Annotated in this window: 19 protein-coding genes and 1 pseudogene; 10 read left to right on the top strand and 10 right to left on the bottom strand. The window is 41.8% G+C overall.

What is annotated here, in order from left to right; translation table 11 throughout:
- Positions 1-15: 15 nt before the first annotated feature.
- From ACMUMJ_RS05095 to ACMUMJ_RS05085, 3 genes are all read right to left on the bottom strand, one after another.
- The gene (locus ACMUMJ_RS05095; protein WP_414677710.1) at positions 16-1,110 is read right to left on the bottom strand and encodes an MBL fold metallo-hydrolase; all 1,095 of its coding nucleotides are present in this window, start codon (positions 1,108-1,110) and stop codon (positions 16-18) included.
- Positions 1,111-1,339: 229 nt separating this feature from the next.
- A complete protein-coding gene (locus ACMUMJ_RS05090; protein ID WP_414677709.1) occupies positions 1,340-2,890 on the bottom strand; it encodes an alanine/glycine:cation symporter family protein in 1,551 nt (516 codons plus the stop codon).
- Positions 2,891-2,899: 9 nt separating this feature from the next.
- Positions 2,900-3,340, bottom strand: coding sequence for a universal stress protein (locus ACMUMJ_RS05085; RefSeq protein WP_414677708.1), 441 nt, complete (start codon positions 3,338-3,340; stop codon positions 2,900-2,902).
- A 470-nt stretch (positions 3,341-3,810) separates the two neighbouring features.
- On the opposite strand from ACMUMJ_RS05085, the gene ACMUMJ_RS05080 reads away from it, so the two are divergent.
- From ACMUMJ_RS05080 to ACMUMJ_RS05050, 7 genes are all read left to right on the top strand, one after another.
- The gene (locus ACMUMJ_RS05080) at positions 3,811-4,437 is read left to right on the top strand and encodes an SGNH/GDSL hydrolase family protein (RefSeq protein WP_414677707.1); all 627 of its coding nucleotides are present in this window, start codon (positions 3,811-3,813) and stop codon (positions 4,435-4,437) included.
- Positions 4,438-4,822: 385 nt separating this feature from the next.
- The gene (locus ACMUMJ_RS05075; protein WP_414677706.1) at positions 4,823-5,683 is read left to right on the top strand and encodes an NAD(P)-dependent oxidoreductase; all 861 of its coding nucleotides are present in this window, start codon (positions 4,823-4,825) and stop codon (positions 5,681-5,683) included.
- Positions 5,684-6,093: 410 nt separating this feature from the next.
- Complete coding sequence (locus ACMUMJ_RS05070; protein WP_414677705.1) at positions 6,094-7,692, top strand: ABC transporter substrate-binding protein; 1,599 nt, start codon at positions 6,094-6,096, stop codon at positions 7,690-7,692.
- 64 nt (positions 7,693-7,756) lie between these two features.
- Positions 7,757-8,767 (top strand): ABC transporter permease subunit, encoded by a 1,011-nt coding sequence (locus ACMUMJ_RS05065; RefSeq protein WP_414677704.1) that lies wholly within the window; start codon positions 7,757-7,759, stop codon positions 8,765-8,767.
- Between the two features lie 9 nt (positions 8,768-8,776).
- Positions 8,777-9,688: a dipeptide ABC transporter permease DppC gene (dppC, locus tag ACMUMJ_RS05060; protein WP_414677703.1), complete on the top strand. Its 912-nt coding sequence runs from the start codon at positions 8,777-8,779 to the stop codon at positions 9,686-9,688.
- A 9-nt stretch (positions 9,689-9,697) separates the two neighbouring features.
- Positions 9,698-10,666, top strand: a complete 969-nt coding sequence (gene dppD, locus ACMUMJ_RS05055) for a dipeptide ABC transporter ATP-binding protein (RefSeq protein ID WP_414677702.1) — start codon at positions 9,698-9,700, stop codon at positions 10,664-10,666.
- On the top strand, positions 10,663-11,670 hold the full coding sequence (locus tag ACMUMJ_RS05050; protein ID WP_414677701.1) for a peptide ABC transporter ATP-binding protein: 1,008 nt from the start codon (positions 10,663-10,665) through the stop codon (positions 11,668-11,670). The genes dppD and ACMUMJ_RS05050 overlap by 4 nt, the downstream gene beginning before the upstream one ends.
- A gap of 125 nt (positions 11,671-11,795) precedes the next feature.
- Here ACMUMJ_RS05050 and ACMUMJ_RS05045 read toward each other — a convergent pair whose 3' ends face one another.
- The gene (locus tag ACMUMJ_RS05045) at positions 11,796-12,857 is read right to left on the bottom strand and encodes a class I SAM-dependent methyltransferase (protein WP_414677700.1); all 1,062 of its coding nucleotides are present in this window, start codon (positions 12,855-12,857) and stop codon (positions 11,796-11,798) included.
- Positions 12,847-13,455 (bottom strand): gamma-glutamylcyclotransferase, encoded by a 609-nt coding sequence (locus ACMUMJ_RS05040; protein WP_414677699.1) that lies wholly within the window; start codon positions 13,453-13,455, stop codon positions 12,847-12,849. The genes ACMUMJ_RS05045 and ACMUMJ_RS05040 overlap by 11 nt, the downstream gene beginning before the upstream one ends.
- 304 nt (positions 13,456-13,759) lie before the next feature.
- Here ACMUMJ_RS05040 and ACMUMJ_RS05035 point away from each other — a divergent pair, with 304 nt between their 5' ends.
- On the top strand, positions 13,760-14,554 hold the full coding sequence (locus ACMUMJ_RS05035) for a TSUP family transporter (protein WP_414677698.1): 795 nt from the start codon (positions 13,760-13,762) through the stop codon (positions 14,552-14,554).
- A 110-nt stretch (positions 14,555-14,664) separates the two neighbouring features.
- Here the strand turns inward: ACMUMJ_RS05035 and ACMUMJ_RS05030 are convergent, their stop codons facing one another.
- Genes ACMUMJ_RS05030 through ACMUMJ_RS05010 form a run of 5 tightly spaced genes read right to left on the bottom strand, consistent with a single transcriptional unit; the run spans position 14,665 to position 19,402 of the window.
- A complete protein-coding gene (locus tag ACMUMJ_RS05030; protein ID WP_414677697.1) occupies positions 14,665-15,909 on the bottom strand; it encodes an MDR family MFS transporter in 1,245 nt (414 codons plus the stop codon).
- 35 nt (positions 15,910-15,944) lie between these two features.
- A complete protein-coding gene (locus tag ACMUMJ_RS05025) occupies positions 15,945-16,382 on the bottom strand; it encodes a pseudoazurin (RefSeq protein WP_414677696.1) in 438 nt (145 codons plus the stop codon).
- Positions 16,375-17,205, bottom strand: coding sequence for an ABC transporter ATP-binding protein (locus ACMUMJ_RS05020; RefSeq protein WP_414677695.1), 831 nt, complete (start codon positions 17,203-17,205; stop codon positions 16,375-16,377). Before ACMUMJ_RS05020 ends, ACMUMJ_RS05025 begins: the two co-directional genes overlap by 8 nt.
- A 2-nt stretch (positions 17,206-17,207) precedes the next feature.
- Positions 17,208-18,260: a FecCD family ABC transporter permease gene (locus ACMUMJ_RS05015; protein ID WP_414677694.1), complete on the bottom strand. Its 1,053-nt coding sequence runs from the start codon at positions 18,258-18,260 to the stop codon at positions 17,208-17,210.
- A 44-nt stretch (positions 18,261-18,304) separates the two neighbouring features.
- On the bottom strand, positions 18,305-19,402 hold the full coding sequence (locus ACMUMJ_RS05010; RefSeq protein ID WP_414677693.1) for an ABC transporter substrate-binding protein: 1,098 nt from the start codon (positions 19,400-19,402) through the stop codon (positions 18,305-18,307).
- Positions 19,403-19,688: 286 nt separating this feature from the next.
- Here ACMUMJ_RS05010 and ACMUMJ_RS05005 point away from each other — a divergent pair.
- Both ACMUMJ_RS05005 and ACMUMJ_RS05000 read left to right on the top strand, forming a co-directional pair.
- Positions 19,689-20,459: pseudogene (locus ACMUMJ_RS05005) on the top strand (PAS domain-containing protein); the annotation flags it as partial.
- Positions 20,457-20,987, top strand: coding sequence for a methyl-accepting chemotaxis protein (locus ACMUMJ_RS05000; RefSeq protein ID WP_414677717.1), 531 nt, complete (start codon positions 20,457-20,459; stop codon positions 20,985-20,987). The pseudogene ACMUMJ_RS05005 and the gene ACMUMJ_RS05000, both read left to right, overlap by 3 nt.
- Positions 20,988-21,065 lie beyond the last annotated feature (78 nt).

Genomic DNA, 21,065 nt, shown 5'->3' with positions numbered 1-21,065 from the left:
TAAAGACAATGTCTATTAATGCTTGCTCCACCAGTTGTTTACGATAGGGCCATCTGTCGCTTGAAACGGCACTCCAAAAACAGGAGTACTAATGAGAACACCCTGCTGCTCAGCCTCCATAACGACTCTGTCTAACGGTTCGTACCAAGTGTGGAACGACAAATCAAACGTCCCATTGTGAATGGGCACCATCACCTTACCTCTCAGGTCGATATGCGCTTGAACACTCTCCTCAGGCAACATATGAATGTCCTTCCAAGCCTGATCATAGGCGCCCGTTTCCAATAACGTTAAGTCAAAAGGCCCATATTTATCACCAATCTCTTTAAACCCATCAAAATAGCCAGAGTCACCACTAAAGTACAAACTCGTCTGTGGCGTTTTGATGACCCAAGATCCCCATAATGTATGGTTACTGTCCCCTATTGCTCGGCCTGAGAAGTGCTGAGTCGGGGTAAATGCCACTAATGCCTGTTCTGTTTCAATTTCTTGCCACCAATCGAATTCTTGAACCTTATTGGGTGCAATACCCCATTTAACCAAGTCGCCTTTGACACCTAAAGGAACTAAGAAGGACGCCGTTTTACCTGCTAAAGCTCGAATGCTACTTTCATCTAAGTGATCATAATGATTATGCGAAATCAATATTCGCTCGATATTAGGTAAATCAACAGGTTCAATAGGTGCATCGTGAAAACGCTTCGGTCCTAAAAAAGTAAATGGCGATGCCCTGTCTGCAAAAATAGGATCAATAAGCCAATACTCCCCCATCACTTTTAATAGGACGGTAGAATGACCTAATTTAATAATATGTACCGTGTCTTGGCTTAGGTCGTCTAGTAGCTCCTTCGTAACCGTTTCTACAGGAATGCCAAATTTAGGGGTTTGATCAATTGATTCCTCAGTTATATATCGCTTCAATATGGTTAATGTTTTTTCTACTGATTGAACATTTACTTCAGCTGCATTACTGAATTTCGTTCCTTGGTATTGTTTCGACCGCGCATTTATTTCAGAGTCCGTTTCTGATACCAGCTGAGCGTTGACGGTATATCCACCAACAGCGATAAAAACGGTCACAACAAGCAAAGCCCAAAGAGCAAATTTCATACAATTCCTACACAGTAAACAGTTAAACTATTCTTCGTAATCAGTTCTACAACTTTCTATAAAGACGCAATACCTAAGATCTTACTAGTTTAATGAAAAAAGCAACTTTTATATATGGAACAGAAGTGAGTATTCAAATGAAGACTATTTACCAGTAGTGAATATACAAGATAAAAAAAAGGCACCTATAAATAGGCACCTCTCTTTATAACAATAAATAATACGGTGATTATTTATTGAACTTCTTGATTTCGCCACTTTCCAAACGAGCGAAGTAAGAAATGTATTCTTTCTTCACGATTGGCACTAAGCAGTACAAACCAATGATGTTAACAACAGCCATTGCAAAGATCATAGCATCAGAGAAATCGATAACTGGACCTAGGCTTGCAGATGCACCAACAATAATGAACAAGCAGAACAGTAATTTAAATGCTAGCTCAGCAGCTTTGCCTTCACCGAACAAGTAAGTCCATGCTTTTAGACCGTAGTAAGACCAGCTCAACATCGTAGAGAAAGCAAACATAACAACGGCTAATACTAAGATGTATGGGAACCAGCTAAATGCAGAACCAAATGCCGCAGATGTCAACGCAACACCAGAGCTACCGTCTTGAGTCATAATTGAAGTACCAGCTTCATTCAGAACATAAAGACCTGTAGATGGGTCTGATACTAATTGGCCTGTAATAATGATTACAAGCGCTGTCATCGTACAAATAACAACCGTGTCAATGAAAGGCTCAAGCAAAGATACCAGACCTTCTGTAATTGGCTCATTCGTCTTAACGGCGGAGTGAGCAATCGCCGCAGAACCAACACCGGCTTCGTTCGAAAACGCCGCACGTTTGAAGCCTTGAATCAACGCACCAACCATACCACCAGCAACACCAAGACCTGTGAAAGCACCTTCAAAGATTTGACCGAAAGCCCAACCGATTTGATCAATGTTCATCAGTAGGATCACTAAGCCAGCACCAACATAAAGAATACCCATGAAAGGAACGATCTTTTCTGTTACTTTCGCAATAGATTTGATACCACCAATAATAACTAAGAATACGATTGCAGAAAAGATAACACCTGTAATCCAACCTGGGTAATCGCCAACAACACTGCTTAATTGAGCATGTGCTTGGTTTGCTTGGAACATGTTACCGCCACCAAACGCACCAAAGATACAGAAGACTGCAAATAGCGCTGCTAGGAATTTACCACCTGGGAGGCCACGTTCTTCGAAACCTTTAGAGATGTAGTACATCGGTCCACCAGATACACTACCGTCTTTATATTCATTACGGTATTTAACACCTAGCGTACACTCAACGAACTTAGTTGCCATCCCCATCAGACCCGCTAGGATCATCCAGAATGTTGCTCCTGGGCCACCAATACTAATCGCAACAGCAACACCTGCAATGTTACCTAGACCAACGGTACCAGATAGGGCCGTTGTTAATGCTTGGAAGTGACTTACTTCACCAGCATCTTTAGGATCAGAGTAATCGCCTTTTACAAGATCGATCGAATGACCAATAGCGCGGAACTGAACAAAACCAAAGTACAAAGTAAATACGGTTGCACCAATGACTAACCAAAGTACGATCCAAGGGAAAGACGTTCCAGGTAGTGGAGAAAAGATTAAGCTAACGAACCAACCGGTTGAAGCTGCAAAAGCACTGTTTACTGCGGCATCAATACCTTCAGCTCTAGCAACAGTTGTTTGAAACATACCCATAAAGAGTATGATCATTGAATACATAGTGTTTCTTAATTTCATAATTACCCCTTAGCCTACAACCGTTACTGGTACTGTTGAGCTCATTACCAAGTTTGCTGTCACACTACCAAATACACGAGATGAGAAACCCGCGGCAGAAGAACGAGCAACAATAATTTGTTCCGCGTTTGTTTCAACTGCTACAGAGTTCAATAAGTGAGCAACTTTACCGTGTAGAACACGCCCTTCAGCAGCAAAACCTTCATCACGAATTAACTTAACGGCAGGGGATACAACACGTTCATTTGCAATAATAATTGCATCTTCACGTTGTTTGTTTCGGTGGGCATTTTCTTCCGGTGTTTGGAAAGAGTAAGGAGACCATTCAATTACATAGACGACTTCGATTTTGCAGTCAGATCCAATCAATGTGGCTAGACGTTTAGTGTATGACAAGGCGCGAGCACCTGCTTCACTACCGTCTATACCAACAATCAGAGTTGTTGACATAGATAAACCCTCTTTTATGATTTAATAATTATAATTGCGGACGTTTTTTTATACTGAGAATGGGGAAAAACAGCGATGAACATGCAAGAAATTCATTAATGTGCTGCTCAGTTCTTAGCAAGTGTCCTAAGTATTTCATGAGCAATAAATATTACCACAACCTATAAATACCTTTTTTATGGCTGTCAGTCAAAATTTTTAGCTAAAAAACGCCCAATTGAAAGACGAATCTGTAAAAATTTAATGCTGTTTTAGGCAATTCTAGTAGGTAAAACTGAAATCTGAGGGATTTCTGACGCAAAACTCCCCTCAAAATTACCCATTTCCCCTATTTATCAGATAAAAAATACGACAAGTGCGACATAGAAAAAATAGTCATCCATCTGCGGTATACCAAACTACACTTAAGGCAAAGGATCTAATCCAATACTCTGTATCCAAAGAAATAAAACCAAGTAGGGGAGAACACTATGGCGACTATATTATGTTATGGCGATTCATTAACTTGGGGAGCCGCACCTCACGGAAGCCGATTCAATCGGAATCAACGTTGGCCTGAGTTATTAGGAGAAAAGCTTGGGGCAAATAATGAAGTCATTAATCTGGGATTACCCGGACGGACGACCATTTGGGACGACCCTTTTAAAGAAGGTCGTAACGGGTCATTATCAATACAAGCCGCATTAGAAATATTTGGCCCGGTTGATATACTAGTGCTCATGCTTGGGACAAATGATTTAAAGCGCTACTTTAATGTAGGAGCGTACGAAGCAGCCAAAGGCATTGAACAAATCATTCAAAAAGTACGGGTACCCAGCCCTCATTGTTTCTCGACACCTAAAGTCGTTATTATTGCCCCTCCAAATATTTTATCCCCAAAAGGAGATTTAGCAGACATGTATCAAGGTGCCGTGGAAAAGTCACAGGATTTACACCAACATTATCAAAGAGTTGCAACATTATACGACTGCGAGTTTCTAAATTCAGCGGGCATCATACAGCCGAGTGAATTGGATGGAATACACCTTGATTTGCTAGCGAATCAGCGCCTTTCTGAGGAGTTAGAGCCTATTATCTTAAAATTATTAAATCATTAAGTTATTGATATATAATGATATATAATTTATTTTGGTCATTTTTAGGTAGAATGTAAGCAGGCTCTTTATTAATATTGAACAGACTTATCTTCTACCTTGAAACCATCGTATTTAATAAAAAAATGAAGCAATCACGTCCTTTTTGATTCGCCCAACAAAAAAACGTTTATTTTTTATAGAGTTATAGCAATCATGAGTTAGCCACAGCGTAAGCAAGGCTTTTCTAAATTACATACACATTTTTATCCACAGGTAAGAACAATCCTATTTTATACAGATAGATTCACTGTACGCTTACTATTTACAGAGACTGTCACTAATTATTATAGAAAGCGATCGTTACTCTATTAACATCCAATATAAAAAATGAGAGGTATGCAAAAGTATGAACGTTGCTTTTATTGGTCTTGGAACCATGGGGTATCCCATGGCAGGGCATCTAAGTACACAATGTGACACAGTCACTGTTTTTAATAGAACACAATCGAAAGCAGAAACATGGGCACAAAACCATGCTGGAAACTGGGCAGCGACGCCGGCACTGGCATCTCACAATAAAGACATTGTTTTTACTTGTGTAGGAAACGATAACGACTTACGAGAAGTGTATTTAGGCGAGCATGGCGCTTTTGCTAACGCGACGACAGGCACGGTTTTTGTTGATCATACAACAGCATCAGCGGAAGTCGCTCAAGAGCTTGCCAAGATTGCTAGCGATAAAGGCTGCTACTTTTTAGATGCACCAGTATCAGGTGGTCAAGCGGGCGCTGAAAACGGTGTGCTTACTGTCATGGTTGGTGGGGAAAGCGCTGTATTAGATAAGGTCCGTCCAATTATGGATTGCTACTCTAAATCCATTGTTTTACAAGGTCCTGTTGGTAACGGTCAAATAGCGAAGATGGCCAATCAAATTTTGATCGCTGGCGTCTTATCCGGCTTGTCAGAAGGCATCCGCTTTGCTCAAAAAGCAGGATTGGATATTGCCACACTCGTGGAAACGCTCAAATACGGTGCCGCTGGTTCGTGGCAACTAGAAAACCGTGGAGAAACAATGGCAAAAGACCAATTCGATTTTGGGTTTGCTATAGAGTGGATGCATAAAGACCTTGGCCTTTGCTTAGATCAAGCCGAGAAGATGTCACTCAATCTGCCTTTAACCCAAGATGTTGATGATAAATACCAAGCGTTGATTACAGAGGGGTTGGGTCGCTGCGATACGTCTGTTTTAATCAAATCCCTAAAATAAGCTGACTAACTGAAAGGAAGCCGCGCTAACAGAGGCTCTCCTTGAATAAAAATTTTCTTTATCTCGAAAACCAATAAATTCTTTGATTTTATTGGTTTTTTTTATACCTTTTAAACTATTCCATTCAATATATGCATAATGAATATCGTTATTTCGATTGGCCATTCAATATTCCTTAGCTACCCTTAAGGGACTCTGTTTTACACGTTTATAAGAAATAAGTGACATCAAAACAGATAAAGGGGGCTCACGGATGAGGAAATCACTCTGTTCTACCAGTCGAAGGGTAGGACAGAGTGGTTATAAACACGTAGCACTCTTTGCTGCCTCTCTTTATATAAAAACTAAAAAAGTACTATCTGACTTTGAACTGTATTCATTCATCACGATAAGAGAATCGGAGAAATATAATGATAAAAGGGCTAGCCGCTTTACCAATGGCCATTATGGCTGCGACTGCAATTTCAACATCTGCACATGCAGCATCAACGTTTGTATATTGTTCCGAAGGGAGCCCAGAAGGCTTTAACCCTGCGTTCTACACTTCTGGAACAACATTCGATGCTTCTTCTAAAAACATGTTCAACCGTCTTTTTGAATTCAAACTTGGAACCACTCAAACAGAGCCAGGTCTTGCAGAAAGCTATGAAGTGACTCCTGATGGATTAGAGTACACGTTCAACTTGCGTAAAGGCGTGAAGTTCCATTCATCAAAAGACTTCAAACCAACACGTGACTTCAATGCAGATGATGTAATTTTCTCTTTTGCTCGTCAGTGGGACGCAAACCATCCTTTCCATAAAGTCTCTGGTGGTTCTTATGAGTACTTCACAGGCATGGGCATGGATTCGTTGATCAAAGACATTGTTAAAGTCGATGATTACACAGTGAAATTTGTTTTGAATAATCCTGAAGCACCTTTCATTGCTAACTTGGCAATGGACTTCGCATCTATTTTCTCAGCAGAACAAGCTGATGTGCTAATGAAAAAGGGCATGCCAGAGCAAATCGATATCAACCCAGTAGCAACGGGTCCATTTCAAAAAGTTCAGTACCAAAAAGATTCTTTAATTCGCTACACAGCATTTGAAGATTATTGGAAAGGTAAACCAGAAATCGATCGTCTTGTTTTCTCTATCACTCCTGACGCATCCGTTCGTTACGCTAAATTGAAAGCGGGCGAATGTCATATGATACCGTATCCAAATCCAGCCGATTTGGAACAGATGAAAGCAGATGAAGACATCAACTTAATGAGCCAAGAAGGTCTAAACGTGGGTTACCTTGCGTTTAACACTCAAAAGCCTCCTTTTGATGACGTTCGCGTACGCCAAGCTTTGAACCTTGCAACCAATAAAGATGCGATTATCAACTCTGTTTTCCAAGGTGCAGGTAAAGCAGCTAAGAACCCAATTCCACCAACAATGTGGTCTTACAACAATAAGGTGGTTGATTACAACTACGACCCAGTTAAAGCAAAACAATTGTTGAAAGAAGCGGGTTATGAAAACGGTTTCTCAACAAACATCTGGGCAATGCCTGTTCAACGTCCATACAATCCAAATGCCCGTCGTATGGCGGAAGTTATGCAAGAAGATTGGTCTAAAGTTGGCGTTGAAGCCGAAATCGTATCTTACGAATGGGGTGAGTATCTAAACCGTTCGAAGAAAGGCGAACATGAAACCGTTCTACTAGGTTGGACGGGAGACAATGGTGATCCAGATAACTTCCTATACGTACTACTAGGCTGCGATGCTGTTGGTGGATCAAACCGCGCTCAATGGTGTGATACCGAATTTAACGACTTACTCGTAAAAGCAAAACAAGACTCCAATGTTGCTAACCGTACTAAGTACTATGAAGAAGCTCAAATGGTCTTCAAGCGCGAAGCGCCTTGGATCACAGTCGCTCACTCTATTGTTTACGAACCTGTTCGTAAAGAAGTGAAGAACTTCATCATCGATCCTCTCGGTGGACACTACTTCTCTGGTGTTAGTTTAACCAAATAGTTCCCGCCCAAAAAAAGCTAGAACAGGCCTCCTGTTCTAGCATTTGCGTTTCAAGAGATCTTTTATGTTCCAGTTTATTTTACGTCGTTTAAGTTTAGTGATTCCCACTTTTCTCGGTATCACCTTACTTACTTTTACCCTCATTCACATGATTCCTGGCGATCCAATTGAAGTAATGGCCGGAGAGCGAGGCGTGTCTGCTGAACGTCATGCAATGCTCAGTGCTGAATTAGGCTTTGATCAACCGTTATACATTCAATATTTTCGCTATGTTAGAGGAGTATTACAGGGGGATTTAGGCAATTCCCTCGTCACAAGAACGCCCGTACTGGATGAGTTTTTGGCTTTATTTCCTGCCACCGTTGAATTATCAGTATGTGCTGCACTTTTTGCTATTCTCATCGGTTTACCTGCTGGCATTATTGCCGCAGTAAAACGAGGCACCATTTTTGATCACTCTGTAATGACGGTCTCTCTAACTGGCTACTCTATGCCCGTTTTTTGGTGGGCGTTATTATTAATGCTTATTTTTTCCGTCAACTTAGGTTGGACTCCCGTATCTGGTCGCATCGACGTTGTGTATTGGATTGATAACACAACGGGCTTTATGTTGATAGACACTTGGTTATCAGACGAAGAGGGAGCCTTCGCTTCTGCTGTTTCACATTTGATTTTACCGAGTATTGTTCTTGGCACCATTCCAATGGCGGTGATTGCACGTATGACACGTTCTTCAATGCTAGAAGTGCTAAGTGAAGATTACATTCGTACTGCTCGCTCTAAAGGCATCGCACCTTGGCGAGTCATTGTTATTCACGCATTACGTAATGCACTTATTCCAGTCGTAACAGTTATCGGTTTGCAAGTGGGTATTTTACTTTCAGGAGCCATCCTAACGGAAACCGTATTTGCTTGGCCGGGGATTGGTAAATGGTTAATTGAATCCATTGGTCGACGTGACTACCCCGTTGTGCAAGGTGGTATTTTAATCGTTGCCACAATCATCATTGTCGTTAACCTTCTCGTTGATATTGCTTACGGCATTATTAATCCTCGTATTCGCCACAGTCATTAAGGAAATAACATGAGTACTGAGCCTATGACCGTCGCAATAGACACTCTGGCTACACCCATACCAAAAACACCACTGCAAGAATTTTGGTATTACTTTAAAAGCAATAAAGGCGCGGTTGCAGGCCTTGTTTTTATTATCTTTATTAGCTTCCTAGCCGTTTTCGCTGACTTAATTGCGCCTCATTCCCCTTCAGAACAAGCCCGAGATGCATTATTACTTCCGCCAGCTTGGCTAGATGGAGGTAATTGGGGTTACCTGCTTGGCACTGACGATGTAGGTCGTGACATTTTATCTCGCTTGATCCATGGTGCACGACTTTCCATTGCGGTAGGCATTATTTCAGTCACCTTTTCACTTTTTGTTGGCATTTTATTAGGATTAACTGCTGGCTATTGTAAAGGGGTGATTGATACAGCCATCATGCGCATCGTCGATATTATGTTGGCCATGCCAGGCTTGCTATTAGCGATCGCTATCGTAGCGATTCTTGGGCCAAGCATTATCAACGCCGCATTGGCAATTTCCATTGTATCCCTACCTCATTATGTCCGTTTAACACGTGCCGCGACGATGGCGGAGATGTCACGAGACTACGTTACCTCTTCGCGTGTAATCGGTGCTGGTCCATTACGTTTAATGTTCATCTGTATTCTACCAAATTGCCTAGCACCGCTTATCGTGCAAGCGACTCTAGGCTTTTCAACAGCAATTCTAGACATGGCTGCATTAGGTTTCCTTGGTCTAGGCGCTCAACCACCCACTCCTGAATGGGGGAGCATGTTGGCAAATGCCTTACAATTTGTACAACGCGCATGGTGGGTTGTTACTTTCCCAGGCTTAATGATACTGATCACTGTATTGGCCTTTAATCTCATGGGCGATGGTTTGCGCGATGCCCTTGATCCTAAGCTAAAACAGTAGGAATTTGTTATGTCATTGTTACAACTAGAAAATTTATCCGTTACCTTTGGTCAATTTAAAGCCGTCGACAACATTAGCTACAAAGTAGAAGAAGGCGAAGTATTGGGTATAGTTGGTGAGTCTGGATCAGGAAAAAGTGTTAGCTCATTGTCTATTATGGGGCTGATCGATTTCCCCGGTAAGGTAGACGCAGACACATTATCATTTGACGGACAAGATCTGTTAACCATGCCAGAAAAGCAGCGTCGAAAATTAACCGGTTCTGAAATCGCCATGATTTTCCAAGACCCTATGACAAGCTTAAATCCTTGTTTTACCGTTGGTTACCAAATCATCGAAGCGTTAAAGACACATCAAGGTGGATCGAAGAAAGAGCTGACGGCTCGCGCAGTAGAGCTGCTTACACAAGTCGGTATTCCGGCACCAGAGACACGTTTATCCGCATACCCACATCAGTTATCAGGTGGTATGAGTCAACGTGTCATGATTGCAATGGCCATTGCCTGTAACCCACGATTGTTAATTGCCGATGAACCAACCACCGCATTAGATGTGACCATTCAGGCACAAATTATCGATTTGTTAATTGAGTTACAACGTAAGAAGAAAATGGGGCTTGTTCTAATCACGCATGACTTGGCACTGGTTGCGGAAGTAGCCCATCGAGTTATCGTTATGTATGCGGGTCAAATTGTGGAGTCTGGGCCAGCTACAGATGTGTTCGTTAACCCTAAACACCCTTACACTCAGGCATTACTGAAGTCTTTACCAGAGTCCTCTACCGGTCAAAGTCGTTTAGACGCATTGTCTGGCGTTGTTCCTGGTGTTTACGACCGTCCTGCTGGCTGTTTGCTTAGCTCTCGTTGCCCTTATGCTACTGATTTTTGCCGCTCCGTAGAACCAGAGACTCAAGGCACCTTAGATCGACAAGTGAAATGCCATACACCACTGGGTTTTGAAGGGAGGCCGACTGCATGAGTAATATAAACGATACGTTAATTCTACAAGGTACAGATTTAAAACAGCACTATGTGGTAAAACAAGGGCTCTTTAAAGACGATGCGCTAGTAAAAGCGGTCGATGGTGTCAGCTTCCAGCTTGAGCGTGGTAAAACACTGGCTGTGGTAGGGGAGTCTGGCTGTGGCAAATCCACCCTAGGCCGAATGCTGACCATGATCGAAACACCAACATCCGGTGAATTAGATTACAAAGGACAAAACTTATTAACGCTTACAAAATCGGAACAGATGGCATTGCGTCAACGAATTCAGATCATTTTTCAAAACCCTTATGGTTCATTGAACCCGAGGAAGAAAATTGGTGACATTCTAGAGGAGCCGTTGGTGATCAATACCAAACTGAGCAAAGTCGATCGGAAGAAAAAAGCCCTCGCTATTATGTCCAAAGTTGGCCTTAAAACAGAACATTATGATCGTTATCCACATATGTTTTCGGGTGGGCAACGACAGCGTATTGCGATTGCTCGTGGGTTAATGCTCGATCCTAATGTCATTGTAGCCGACGAACCCGTATCCGCTTTGGATGTGTCGGTTCAAGCGCAAGTATTGAATTTGATGATGGATTTACAGGAAGAATTTGGACTGAGCTATGTCTTTATCTCCCACGATTTGTCTGTTGTAGAGCACATAGCTGATGATGTTGTGGTGATGTATCTAGGCAAAGTGGTTGAACAGGGACCTAAAGAGCAAATCTTTGCGAACCCGAAACACCCTTACACCTTAGCCTTAATGTCCAGTACGCCGCAATTGTCTCCCGAAAAACGCCGAAAACGCATCAAACTAGAAGGTGAGCTGCCTTCTCCATTAAACCCACCAAGTGGCTGTGCTTTCCATGGTCGATGCAGCTTTGCTAACGACCGTTGTAAAACAGAAACACCGCATTTACGCAGTGAAGGCAATCAGCGAATTGCCTGTCATGCAGTGGAAGAAAATAGAATGGATCTAGAAGAAGCGCTAGCGTAAGCAAGCTTTTACTCTTTGTTCAACCAAAAAAGGAGCCCACAGTAGGGTTCTTTTTTTAATACGTGGCGGACTCTACCATGGCTTAAAGCCATGGTAGAGTCTTTCACCAGCTTTAAATAAACGATTTATTTCGGCTTTTTTTGCTTTCCATAATAAATGGCGTAACCCTTTTCTCGTTGTAAACGAGTGTGTGTACCCAAAGCAGCATCAATAAAAGGCGCGTAACGAAGGAAGTCATTCGCTACAACAAACAATTCGCCATTCAATGTCAGATGGTGTTTCACATTCGCGAAGAAACTCTCTGGAATGCTGTAATCCGTTGAAAGGCCAGTATGGAAAGGCGGATTAGAAATAATGTAATTAAACCGTCCTTGTAATGCTTGTAAACCGTTCGATCCAAGAGTTGTTAAAAAAGCACTCACACCATTGGCTTCAAAGGTCAATGCGGTTGCTTTTAATGCCAGCGCGCTGTCGTCCAACGCCGTTACTTTCGCACCAGTTTGATTATGCAACCACAGAGAAATGATGCCATCGCCACAGCCAAAATCTAAGAAGCGCGCATGTTGTACATCACTCATAAAGCAGTGCTCGGATAATTGTTCTAATAATAGGGCCGTACCTTTATCCAATTTTTTATGACCAAATACGCCCGGAATACTACACAAGGTAATCGTTTGACCGGCCACTTTTTCTTGCCATCGAGTAATCCACTTTTCAAAGACAAACGCAGGAGAAGGAGACTGCTTTTGCGCGTTATAAATTAAACAATGTTTCGCTGCATCCACTTTACCCGCCATCTCAGCCAAGGGTTCAAGGCGCTTGTATGATGACTTTACTCCGCTTTTATTGTCTCCTACTAACCAGACTTTCCCACCTATTTTTAAATGAGGCAGGGTCGCAGCAATTAAGTAGTCCAAAAGCTCTTTGGCTTTCGGCTGAATAATAATGACATGATCAAACGTCTCTTCTGACGATTGTGTCCAAAGCGCATTAAATTCCATTTTCGCTTCGTCAAGACCGCCTTGTACCAAACGATCAAACACGGTTTTTGATTGGCTCCAAACAGACACATCGGCTTGAGAAACCAATTCAAGAGGATACGCATCGTCTGGATTGGCAAACAACACCTTGCCTGTAAACGCTTCTGCAACGCGTTGTAGAAGTAGACTGGTAGGATTAAGATTCATAGGTAATTGCTAACTCTTGTTGAGTGATGTTTGCCACCGATTCTAACAGGGCATTAAGTGGGGTCGTATTCAGTTCAGGCTGAACACGAGGGTATCTGGGATGTTGTCTGTCGTTTAACAAAGGGGATTCCCATCCGCATGTATGCTGGAGAAAATCCCTCACAAACGCATCACCTTGTTCCATACAGCCTGCTAAAATAACATCCGCGTAGCTTAATGTAATGGGGCATGCAGGCGTGGGTGGCGTAATGTCATCAGAATGATAAATCCACACTGTGCCGTTTGGTAACGCTTCGTCTTGATAAGAGGATAACTGAGAAGAGTCAATTTGTGCTCTTTCATAGCCTTGTTCGCGTAGATCAAAAACAGGGATTTCTGCTTCTGATATTTCAATTAAGACGCCATTGCAATAGGCTCCTTTCTTAGGAATTACGGCCACAGAACTCATGCCAAATTCCGACGTCATAACCGACCAATGACGTTCAAAGTCTGCTATTTTTATTGGCCAAACACGGCCTGTTTCCCCTGTTTTTGCACGACTGATACCACTAATTAGGCTGCCATAACCTACAATAAAATGTCTATTTTGAACGCTCACTATGTCAAAACTCTCTCTGGGTTCTTACTTTGGTCTAATCATACCTGAGAGTGCTAAGAAAGCGTACTGACAGAATTTTGTATCCCGTTTTTCGCATCTTGTATTTCACCCCGCCCCATTTTAACCAAAGACCAAAGTTGAGCTTTCTATCATTAGATTATGCAATGTCTGCAAGGCTTCTCTTTGTTAAGTAGGTATATTCATCAAATTAAAGACTGAAAATACGCATGTCTTAGAAGATAATAGAAAACACATAACGCAATTAGACTTTGTATCAAACGAATTCAAAATAAGGAGTAACATTGTGGAGCATTTACTTTGGTGGCAGTACAGCTTAATTGCTTTAATTTTCATCTGGAGTGGCTTTGTGCGCAGTGGATTAGGTTTTGGTGGTGCAGCGCTGGCATTACCGTTTTTATTGCTTGTCTTTAATGAACCCATCGTATTTTTACCCCTTATCGCGATACAGCTACTGGTGTTCTCTAGTTGGATTGCGTATCAAGGTCATAAAAAAAGCCAAGAAGCCAAGCAACTGGATGCAACGCAAGACTCTAATATTGATTGGCGCTATTTAAAATACGCGATGGGTATCATAATTGTGCCTAAAATGATTGGCGTGTTTGGCTTGTTAACTTTACCTTCCAGCACCATGACAGCCATTATTTTTTCCATTGTGGCTGTTTATGCTGTGTCCTATATCCTCAATAAACCCTTCATCAGTAACCGCCCGTATTTAGACATTCTCTTTCTTATTATTGGGGGCTATTTCAGCGGCGCATCGTTAATTGGAGCACCATTGATTGTGGCGGTTTTTGCCACTAAAGTCGCCAAACATCAACTCAGAGACACCTTGTTTGTCCTGTGGTTTATTTTGGTCGTGATAAAAATGACTTCCTTTCTCATCGCAGGAGTCGACCTACAATTGATCCATCAATTATGGCTCTTACCTTGCGCCTTTATTGGCCATTTATTAGGGCAGGCCTTTCATGAAAAAATACAAAAAGCCGAAACGCCTGTATTTTTTAGAGTGATTGGTATTGCACTGTTATTCATCTGTTGTATTGGTGTGTATTCGTCGCTTCAGACATCACTGACTTAATACAGATGGTTGATTTTCAAAATACAGGTAACAGTTCTTATAAAAGTAGATTAAGTTATGCCAAATAAATAAAGTAATGGCATCTTAATCTACTTAGTAATGGGCATTAACTATTGATACAAAAGTGTTTTTTTAACACCTCTTTGCATTTGTTGATACAAGCCTTTCCCTGCGATACAACTGATTAGAAACAATCCTATCCATATCCAACTGTGATCCAATGACGCAATCGACAGTAACCAGCCGATTAATACATTCCCCACAAAGGCATACACGCCGCCAATACAGGCATACAAACCATAATACCGACCTAGCTGATCTGTAGAGCAGAATCTAGGGACATAAGCCCCTAGCAAAGGAAAAACTAACATGGAACCCATACTAAAAAATACCGCGCAGATCAAAAATGGCAGTGCAGGAAACCACAAAATAGGCAAGCTCAACCAAAGGTAACTGCTGCCCATTAAACTCATGCCCAGCCCCATGCCAAGCGCTGTACCCAATACTTTTTCGACAAAACGACTGATGGGAATTTGCAATAAAACCCCCATAATGGAGGAGGTGGCAAATACCCATGTGATAATCCTAACATCGTCTGTTAACGTGCGGATTTCGCTCGGTATTGCCATATACAATTGATGAAAAAGCAATGGATAAACCGAAGCAAAGCCAACAAAGTACATAAAAGGCTTATTGTGAATCATCGAGCGCCATTGCACCCAAAAAGGTGATGTATCATGCGCTGTATCGCAATCAACATTGGCTGACTGGCTATTCGGCAAGTAATACCATTGAACCACCAGTAAAAGGCTAAAGAAGCCCGCAGAAAGCAGCCCAATCCATGAAAAAGACAACATTAATAAGCTAAGTCCGACTAGTGGCCCCAGAAGCATCCCGGCTTCACTGGTGACATTTTGCAAAGCAAAAATACGATCGCGTTCTTGCTGTTTTGGATACTCTGAAGCCAAATACGCTTGGCTACTTGGGGTAAACAAAGCCCCTGCAAAACCCGATAAAAAAGCGCCTACAACCAACACAGCAAACTCATCGCCAACTCCTAGAAAGGCAAAACCAACTACTCGAACAGCACAACCGACCAAAATCGTGTGTTTATAACCAAAGTAATCGCCTAACGTACCGCCAACCAGAAACAGCCCTTGTTGGCTTAACACTCTAAGACCAATAATAAACCCCACATACCAACCGCTTAGTCCCAAGTCTTGTTCTAAATGGTCCGCCAAATAGGGCAGCATCATGTAAAAGCCTAAGTTAAAGGTAAAACCGTTTAATACTAAGACACGACCGGCTGAAGACAGGCTTTTCCAATCTTCTAAAAAACCTCTAAAAAGCATCATTATTCACATCAACTTGTTGGTTCTTTATCTGGCGCTTATTGAATAATTTGAGACAAGACATCGTCTACACGTTGTGGCTTTAAGACCACTTTAGATCGCAGTTTAGGGGATTTCGTAAGGACTGTTTCTAAGTTTTTAGCTTGCCCAACCTGTATCATTCCGACCATGCCCATCATCAAGTGGGGAGGGCAATAGTACAAATGCAAACCTTCTGTTTGAAGTGATATCGTAAACGATTCACCAACAGGGGTTTTCCATGATGTGTCTCCTGTTGGCACAATATAAGAACGCGCATTATGACCGCTATTCGTTGGCACAAACGTCACCGTATCGCCTACCGCCGCATGCACAAAATCGGGTTCAAAGATCATGCCGCCTTTTTCACCATAGTTCAGCATTTTTACCGACCAGTCTGCCGAAAATACCGTATTAATACAGAGAATAAATAGACACGAAATCAATACTTTAAACACTTAACTCTTCCTCTTTTTTTACTGTTTTATGCTCGTATACATGTGATGCAGAGCGATCCTTTTTTCGAACCGTACGGACAAAAGGCGTCCCTGATGAATCATGTAAAATCTCAGCATCGATGTTATACACCGCTTGTATCATGCTGGATGTCAAAACATCGTTAGGGGGTCCTTGATCGACCACGTTCCCATCTTTTAACACCAACAGGTTATCGGCATACTGAGCTGAGAGATTCAAATCATGCAGTACTAATAAAGAAATCCAATTTTCTTTTTTAGTCCGTTCCGCCAAATGCTCTAGCAACACATGTTGAAAATGTAAGTCCAACGCACTTACAGGTTCATCAAGCATGACTATCTTAGGTTTTCTCATTAAGGCCTGAGCGAATAACACCATTTGGCATTGGCCTCCACTCAAGGTGCTCACATCTCGATTAGCAAGATGCACAAGACCGATGTCATCTAACGCCATCAAAGCGTCTTGGATCATTTGCTCTTCTAACCGAAAACTCAAAGCATCGAGTTGCCCTAATAGCACCACTTCTAATACACTCAAACCTGCATCTAATCGAGTGTCTTGTGGCATATAGCCAAATTGCTGTCTCCAAGAGGCCATTTTTTTATCGTCCAACAGTAATCCCTGACAAGAAACTGCACCAGACTGACGTTTCACTTCACCAAATAAGGTTTTTAATAATGTACTTTTCCCTGTGCCATTCGGTCCAATAATAACGTGGACTTTCCCAGCCTCTAACTCAAAGGACATGTCCTCAGCCAAAACCAACTTGTCCAGCATAACCCTAAGATGTTCAATTTTTAGCATTATTATTTCCTCTTGCTTATAATCAACCAAAAGAAGAAAGGCACGCCAATAATGGCGGTCACAATACCAATAGGAAACAAGGCTCCAGGGACAATAACTTTTGATAATACAGAAGCACTCGACAACAAGAATGCCCCTAAAATAAACGACAACGGTAAGAAATAACGTTGATCTTCACCCACAATCATACGGGCCATATTGGGTGCAACAATACCGACAAAACCAATAATACCAACAAAACTTGTGACTGTTGCCGTCATCACAGCCACTAAAAACAACGTTTTAAGACGCAGGCGTGCCACATCCACCCCCAAACTCTTTGCTCTTGCTTCACCCAACCTCAACGCAGTTAATTTCCACGCGTCGCGCATAAGAAAGAACAAACAAATTGCGGTAACGAGACAAACCAAAGCAACGCTGTTCCAATTGGATTTTGATAAGCTTCCAAACAGCCAAAATAAAATTTGCTGACTCAATTCAGGTGAAGAAACAAATTGAACTAAAGACAATAACGATTGGAATAAAAAGAGCAAAGCAATCCCAGCAAGCACGAGTTGTCCTGAATTGATTCGTCTCATCATCGCCAAGGAGAATAAAAACAAAGCTGCCAACATACAGAATAAAAATGCACTAATAGGCACAACAATGCTGGGACTAAAGCCAAAGGTATCAAAGAATAACGCAGCGGCAGCACCAAATCCTGCGGCGGCTGCAAGCCCTAATGTATAAGGGCTCGCCATAGGGTTATTGAGCAGCGTTTGCATTTCAGCACCGCCGACACCCAAGACACCACCGACTAGCACCGCCATAATCGCAATGGGTAAACGTAACTTCTGGACAATCACTTGCGTTGTTGGATCAACCTCGATAGGAACCCCGGCTAAATGCAGTAAGGCATCCAGCACACTTTGAACATTTAATAATGCAGGGCCCGTTGCGATGTCTAAGATAAAAGAAAAGAACAAAACAAAAAGCAGTATGGCAATAATAGAAAAACGGCGCTGTTCCGTGCGCCGTTGTTCTGCTATTGCATTATGAAAAACATCAGAATGCATAAACACTGTACCTAAAGAGGATTAATCTATCGTAAACACAAAAATCACTCAGTAATGCGAGTAGCAAATGTGCCTGTAGGTGTAACAGGTAAGTATTTTTTATAGAAATCCAAATACGCTTGTTCAGGGTCTATGTCTGCAAACAAGCTCGGGTATTGTGCTTTTGCCATGTATTGCGCCATGGATGAATCTAAGATAGAACGAGACGCACCGTGATAAATTCCATAAACACGATTTTGCTTCACAGCAGGGAATGAAGACCAACCATCACGGTTAGCAAAGCCTTTTAATCGCTCAACAGATAACGCTCTATCAATACCTTGCCCCATTGGCATAGAGTTTCCTTTTACACCAGATTCAGTCCCAGTAATAAAGACTACTTCAGGTTGAGACGCTATCACTTGTTCTGGGTTCATTGGCCCCCACCACTCGACGTACGGTGCCGCAACGTTATCGCCACCCATACCTGTCGACATAGCGCCCCACATGTTCTTCCCATAGGTAAAGCTGTATTCGCTTGGTCCTTTATTACCAAATTCAATATAGGTGCGTGGCTTAGGCAAACCCGCGTCTTCAATGATTTTTTGAGTCGAGGTAATCACGGTTTCGTATTCATTCGCAATGGTTTTCGCACGTGCTTCTTGGCCCGTCAACTGACCAATAATAGCCGTACTTTTCAGGTGGCGTTCCAGTGTTTGAGCATTATAATCTACGACAACAACCGCAATGCCTTCCTCTTCCAAGAGATCCATATCCATACCCAGTCCTTTATATTGCCAGTCGGCAAGCAAGACCACATCAGGTTTTAAACTCAATACTTTTTCAATCGAGAAAGTTTGAGACTCCACATCTCCCACATCAGAGATGTCTTTTAAAGAAGGTCGATAATTGGTGTACAAAGACCAACTTGCTGGACGCCAGATCTCCCAAGTATCACGAGAAATGCCTACAACATGATCAAACGCTTTTTCAGAACCAATGGCCATATAGTCTTCTGCATAGAAACCTAAAACAACCCGTTTGGCAGGGATATCCACCTCTACTTGTCTACCTAAAACATCTTCTATTGTTGTCATGTCCGCATACGCTATTTCAGCCGCCAACAAAGAACCTACCAACGCACCCACTACACTTAATTTCATCGTAACCTTCTTAAATACAAACGAGAACTATTGTTAAATGCAAGAATCCCACAAACGATAACCAATATCAAATGGTATTAGGAACTATTTTTATTTATGGTTTTTAGCCTTTTACGCCACGCTCTCTAAACAGAGGAATGATGATCCTCCTATGTAAGATATATATTACAAAAAAACACACGATGACTATGAGCTATAACCCAAGATCTATCTTACAATTTAATGATAACGTTTCAATAAACACATATTACAACTCAACTTAAACCCAATAAGTTAGGTGTCTTCTATGTCTTTTTTCAGTGCATTTTCAATAAAAAACCGTTCATCAGGTGAGGAGTCCACCTCTCAAGACGAACCCTTTATCAACAGTCTAAATCAACATATGCCAACTATATCGTTTAACCCTGATGGCACTATTATTGAGGCAAGTGAGTTGTTTCTCACGACTGTTGGCTACTCACTTGAAGAGATAAAGGGACAGCATCACCGCATGTTTTGTGATTCAAACTACACAAAAACAAAAGAATACAGTCAATTTTGGAAAGACCTTAATGCAGCGCGAAAATTATCGGGGACATTTCAACGAAAAAATAAAAACAATGACGTTCTTTGGCTAGAAGCCACGTATTTTCCTATTATGGTTAATGGAAAAGTCGATCGGATTTTTAAAATCGCCAGCAATGTAACGGCTTCCAAAATTGATCTAGACAATCAAAACGCCATTCAAACGGCCATCGATCGCTCTTTAGGTGTAATCGAGTTTACCCCTGATGGGCACATTCTCAATGCTAACGAGAATTTTCTATCTGTAGTTCAATACGATTTATCTGAAATTCAAGGTAAGCACCATAAAATGTTCTGTACCGACGAGTTCTATAAAGATCATCCTTCGTTCTGGGCAGACCTAGCAAAAGGTAAAGTGAAATCAGGGCAATTCAAACGACTTAATAAGAAAAAAGAAACCGTTTGGTTAGAAGCCACTTACAATCCCATTTTTGATTCGAATAATACCGTTATAAAAGTCATCAAATTTGCGTCTGAAATAACAGAGCGAGTGAATCAGCAACTAGCCATTCAAAAAGCAACAGAAATAGCTCATTCCACTTCACTAGAAACCGCTCAAGTAGCAGAGCAAGGTGCGAATGTATTAAAAAATACCGTGGCCATCACGTCTCAAATCAATCTCGACATAGAAGCGTCATCGAATTTAATCGAAAAACTCAATACGCAGTCCGATGAGATTTTCAAAATTGTGAATACTATCAGCAGCATTGCGGACCAGACTAACTTATTGGCTCTTAATGCTGCGATAGAAGCCGCTAGGGCAGGTGAGAATGGCCGAGGATTTGCTGTCGTTGCCGATGAAGTACGCTCCCTCGCCTCCAGAACCAGCACCTCTACCGTTGAAATCGAAAACATGGTGAAACAAAACAGCGCTCTTGTACGTGAAGCCCGTGAAGGCATGTCACACGTTCAAACTCAATCAGTACAAAGTGCCGAACTGACTAACAGTGCTTTTGATATTATTGATGAGATTCAAAAAGGGGCAGAAAACGTGTCTAAAACCGTCTCTAAATTGGTTTAATACGCGCCAATATACGCCGTGAGTTAAAAATATAGACATCGTTAAGAAAACTCCTTGTGCTTTAGAAAACTATATTTT

The organism is Marinomonas phycocola, from assembly GCF_047525455.1.
Lineage (GTDB): Bacteria > Pseudomonadota > Gammaproteobacteria > Pseudomonadales > Marinomonadaceae > Marinomonas.
The sequence above is the reverse complement of the archived record's forward strand: the minus strand, read 5'-3'. Positions and strand labels throughout refer to the sequence as shown.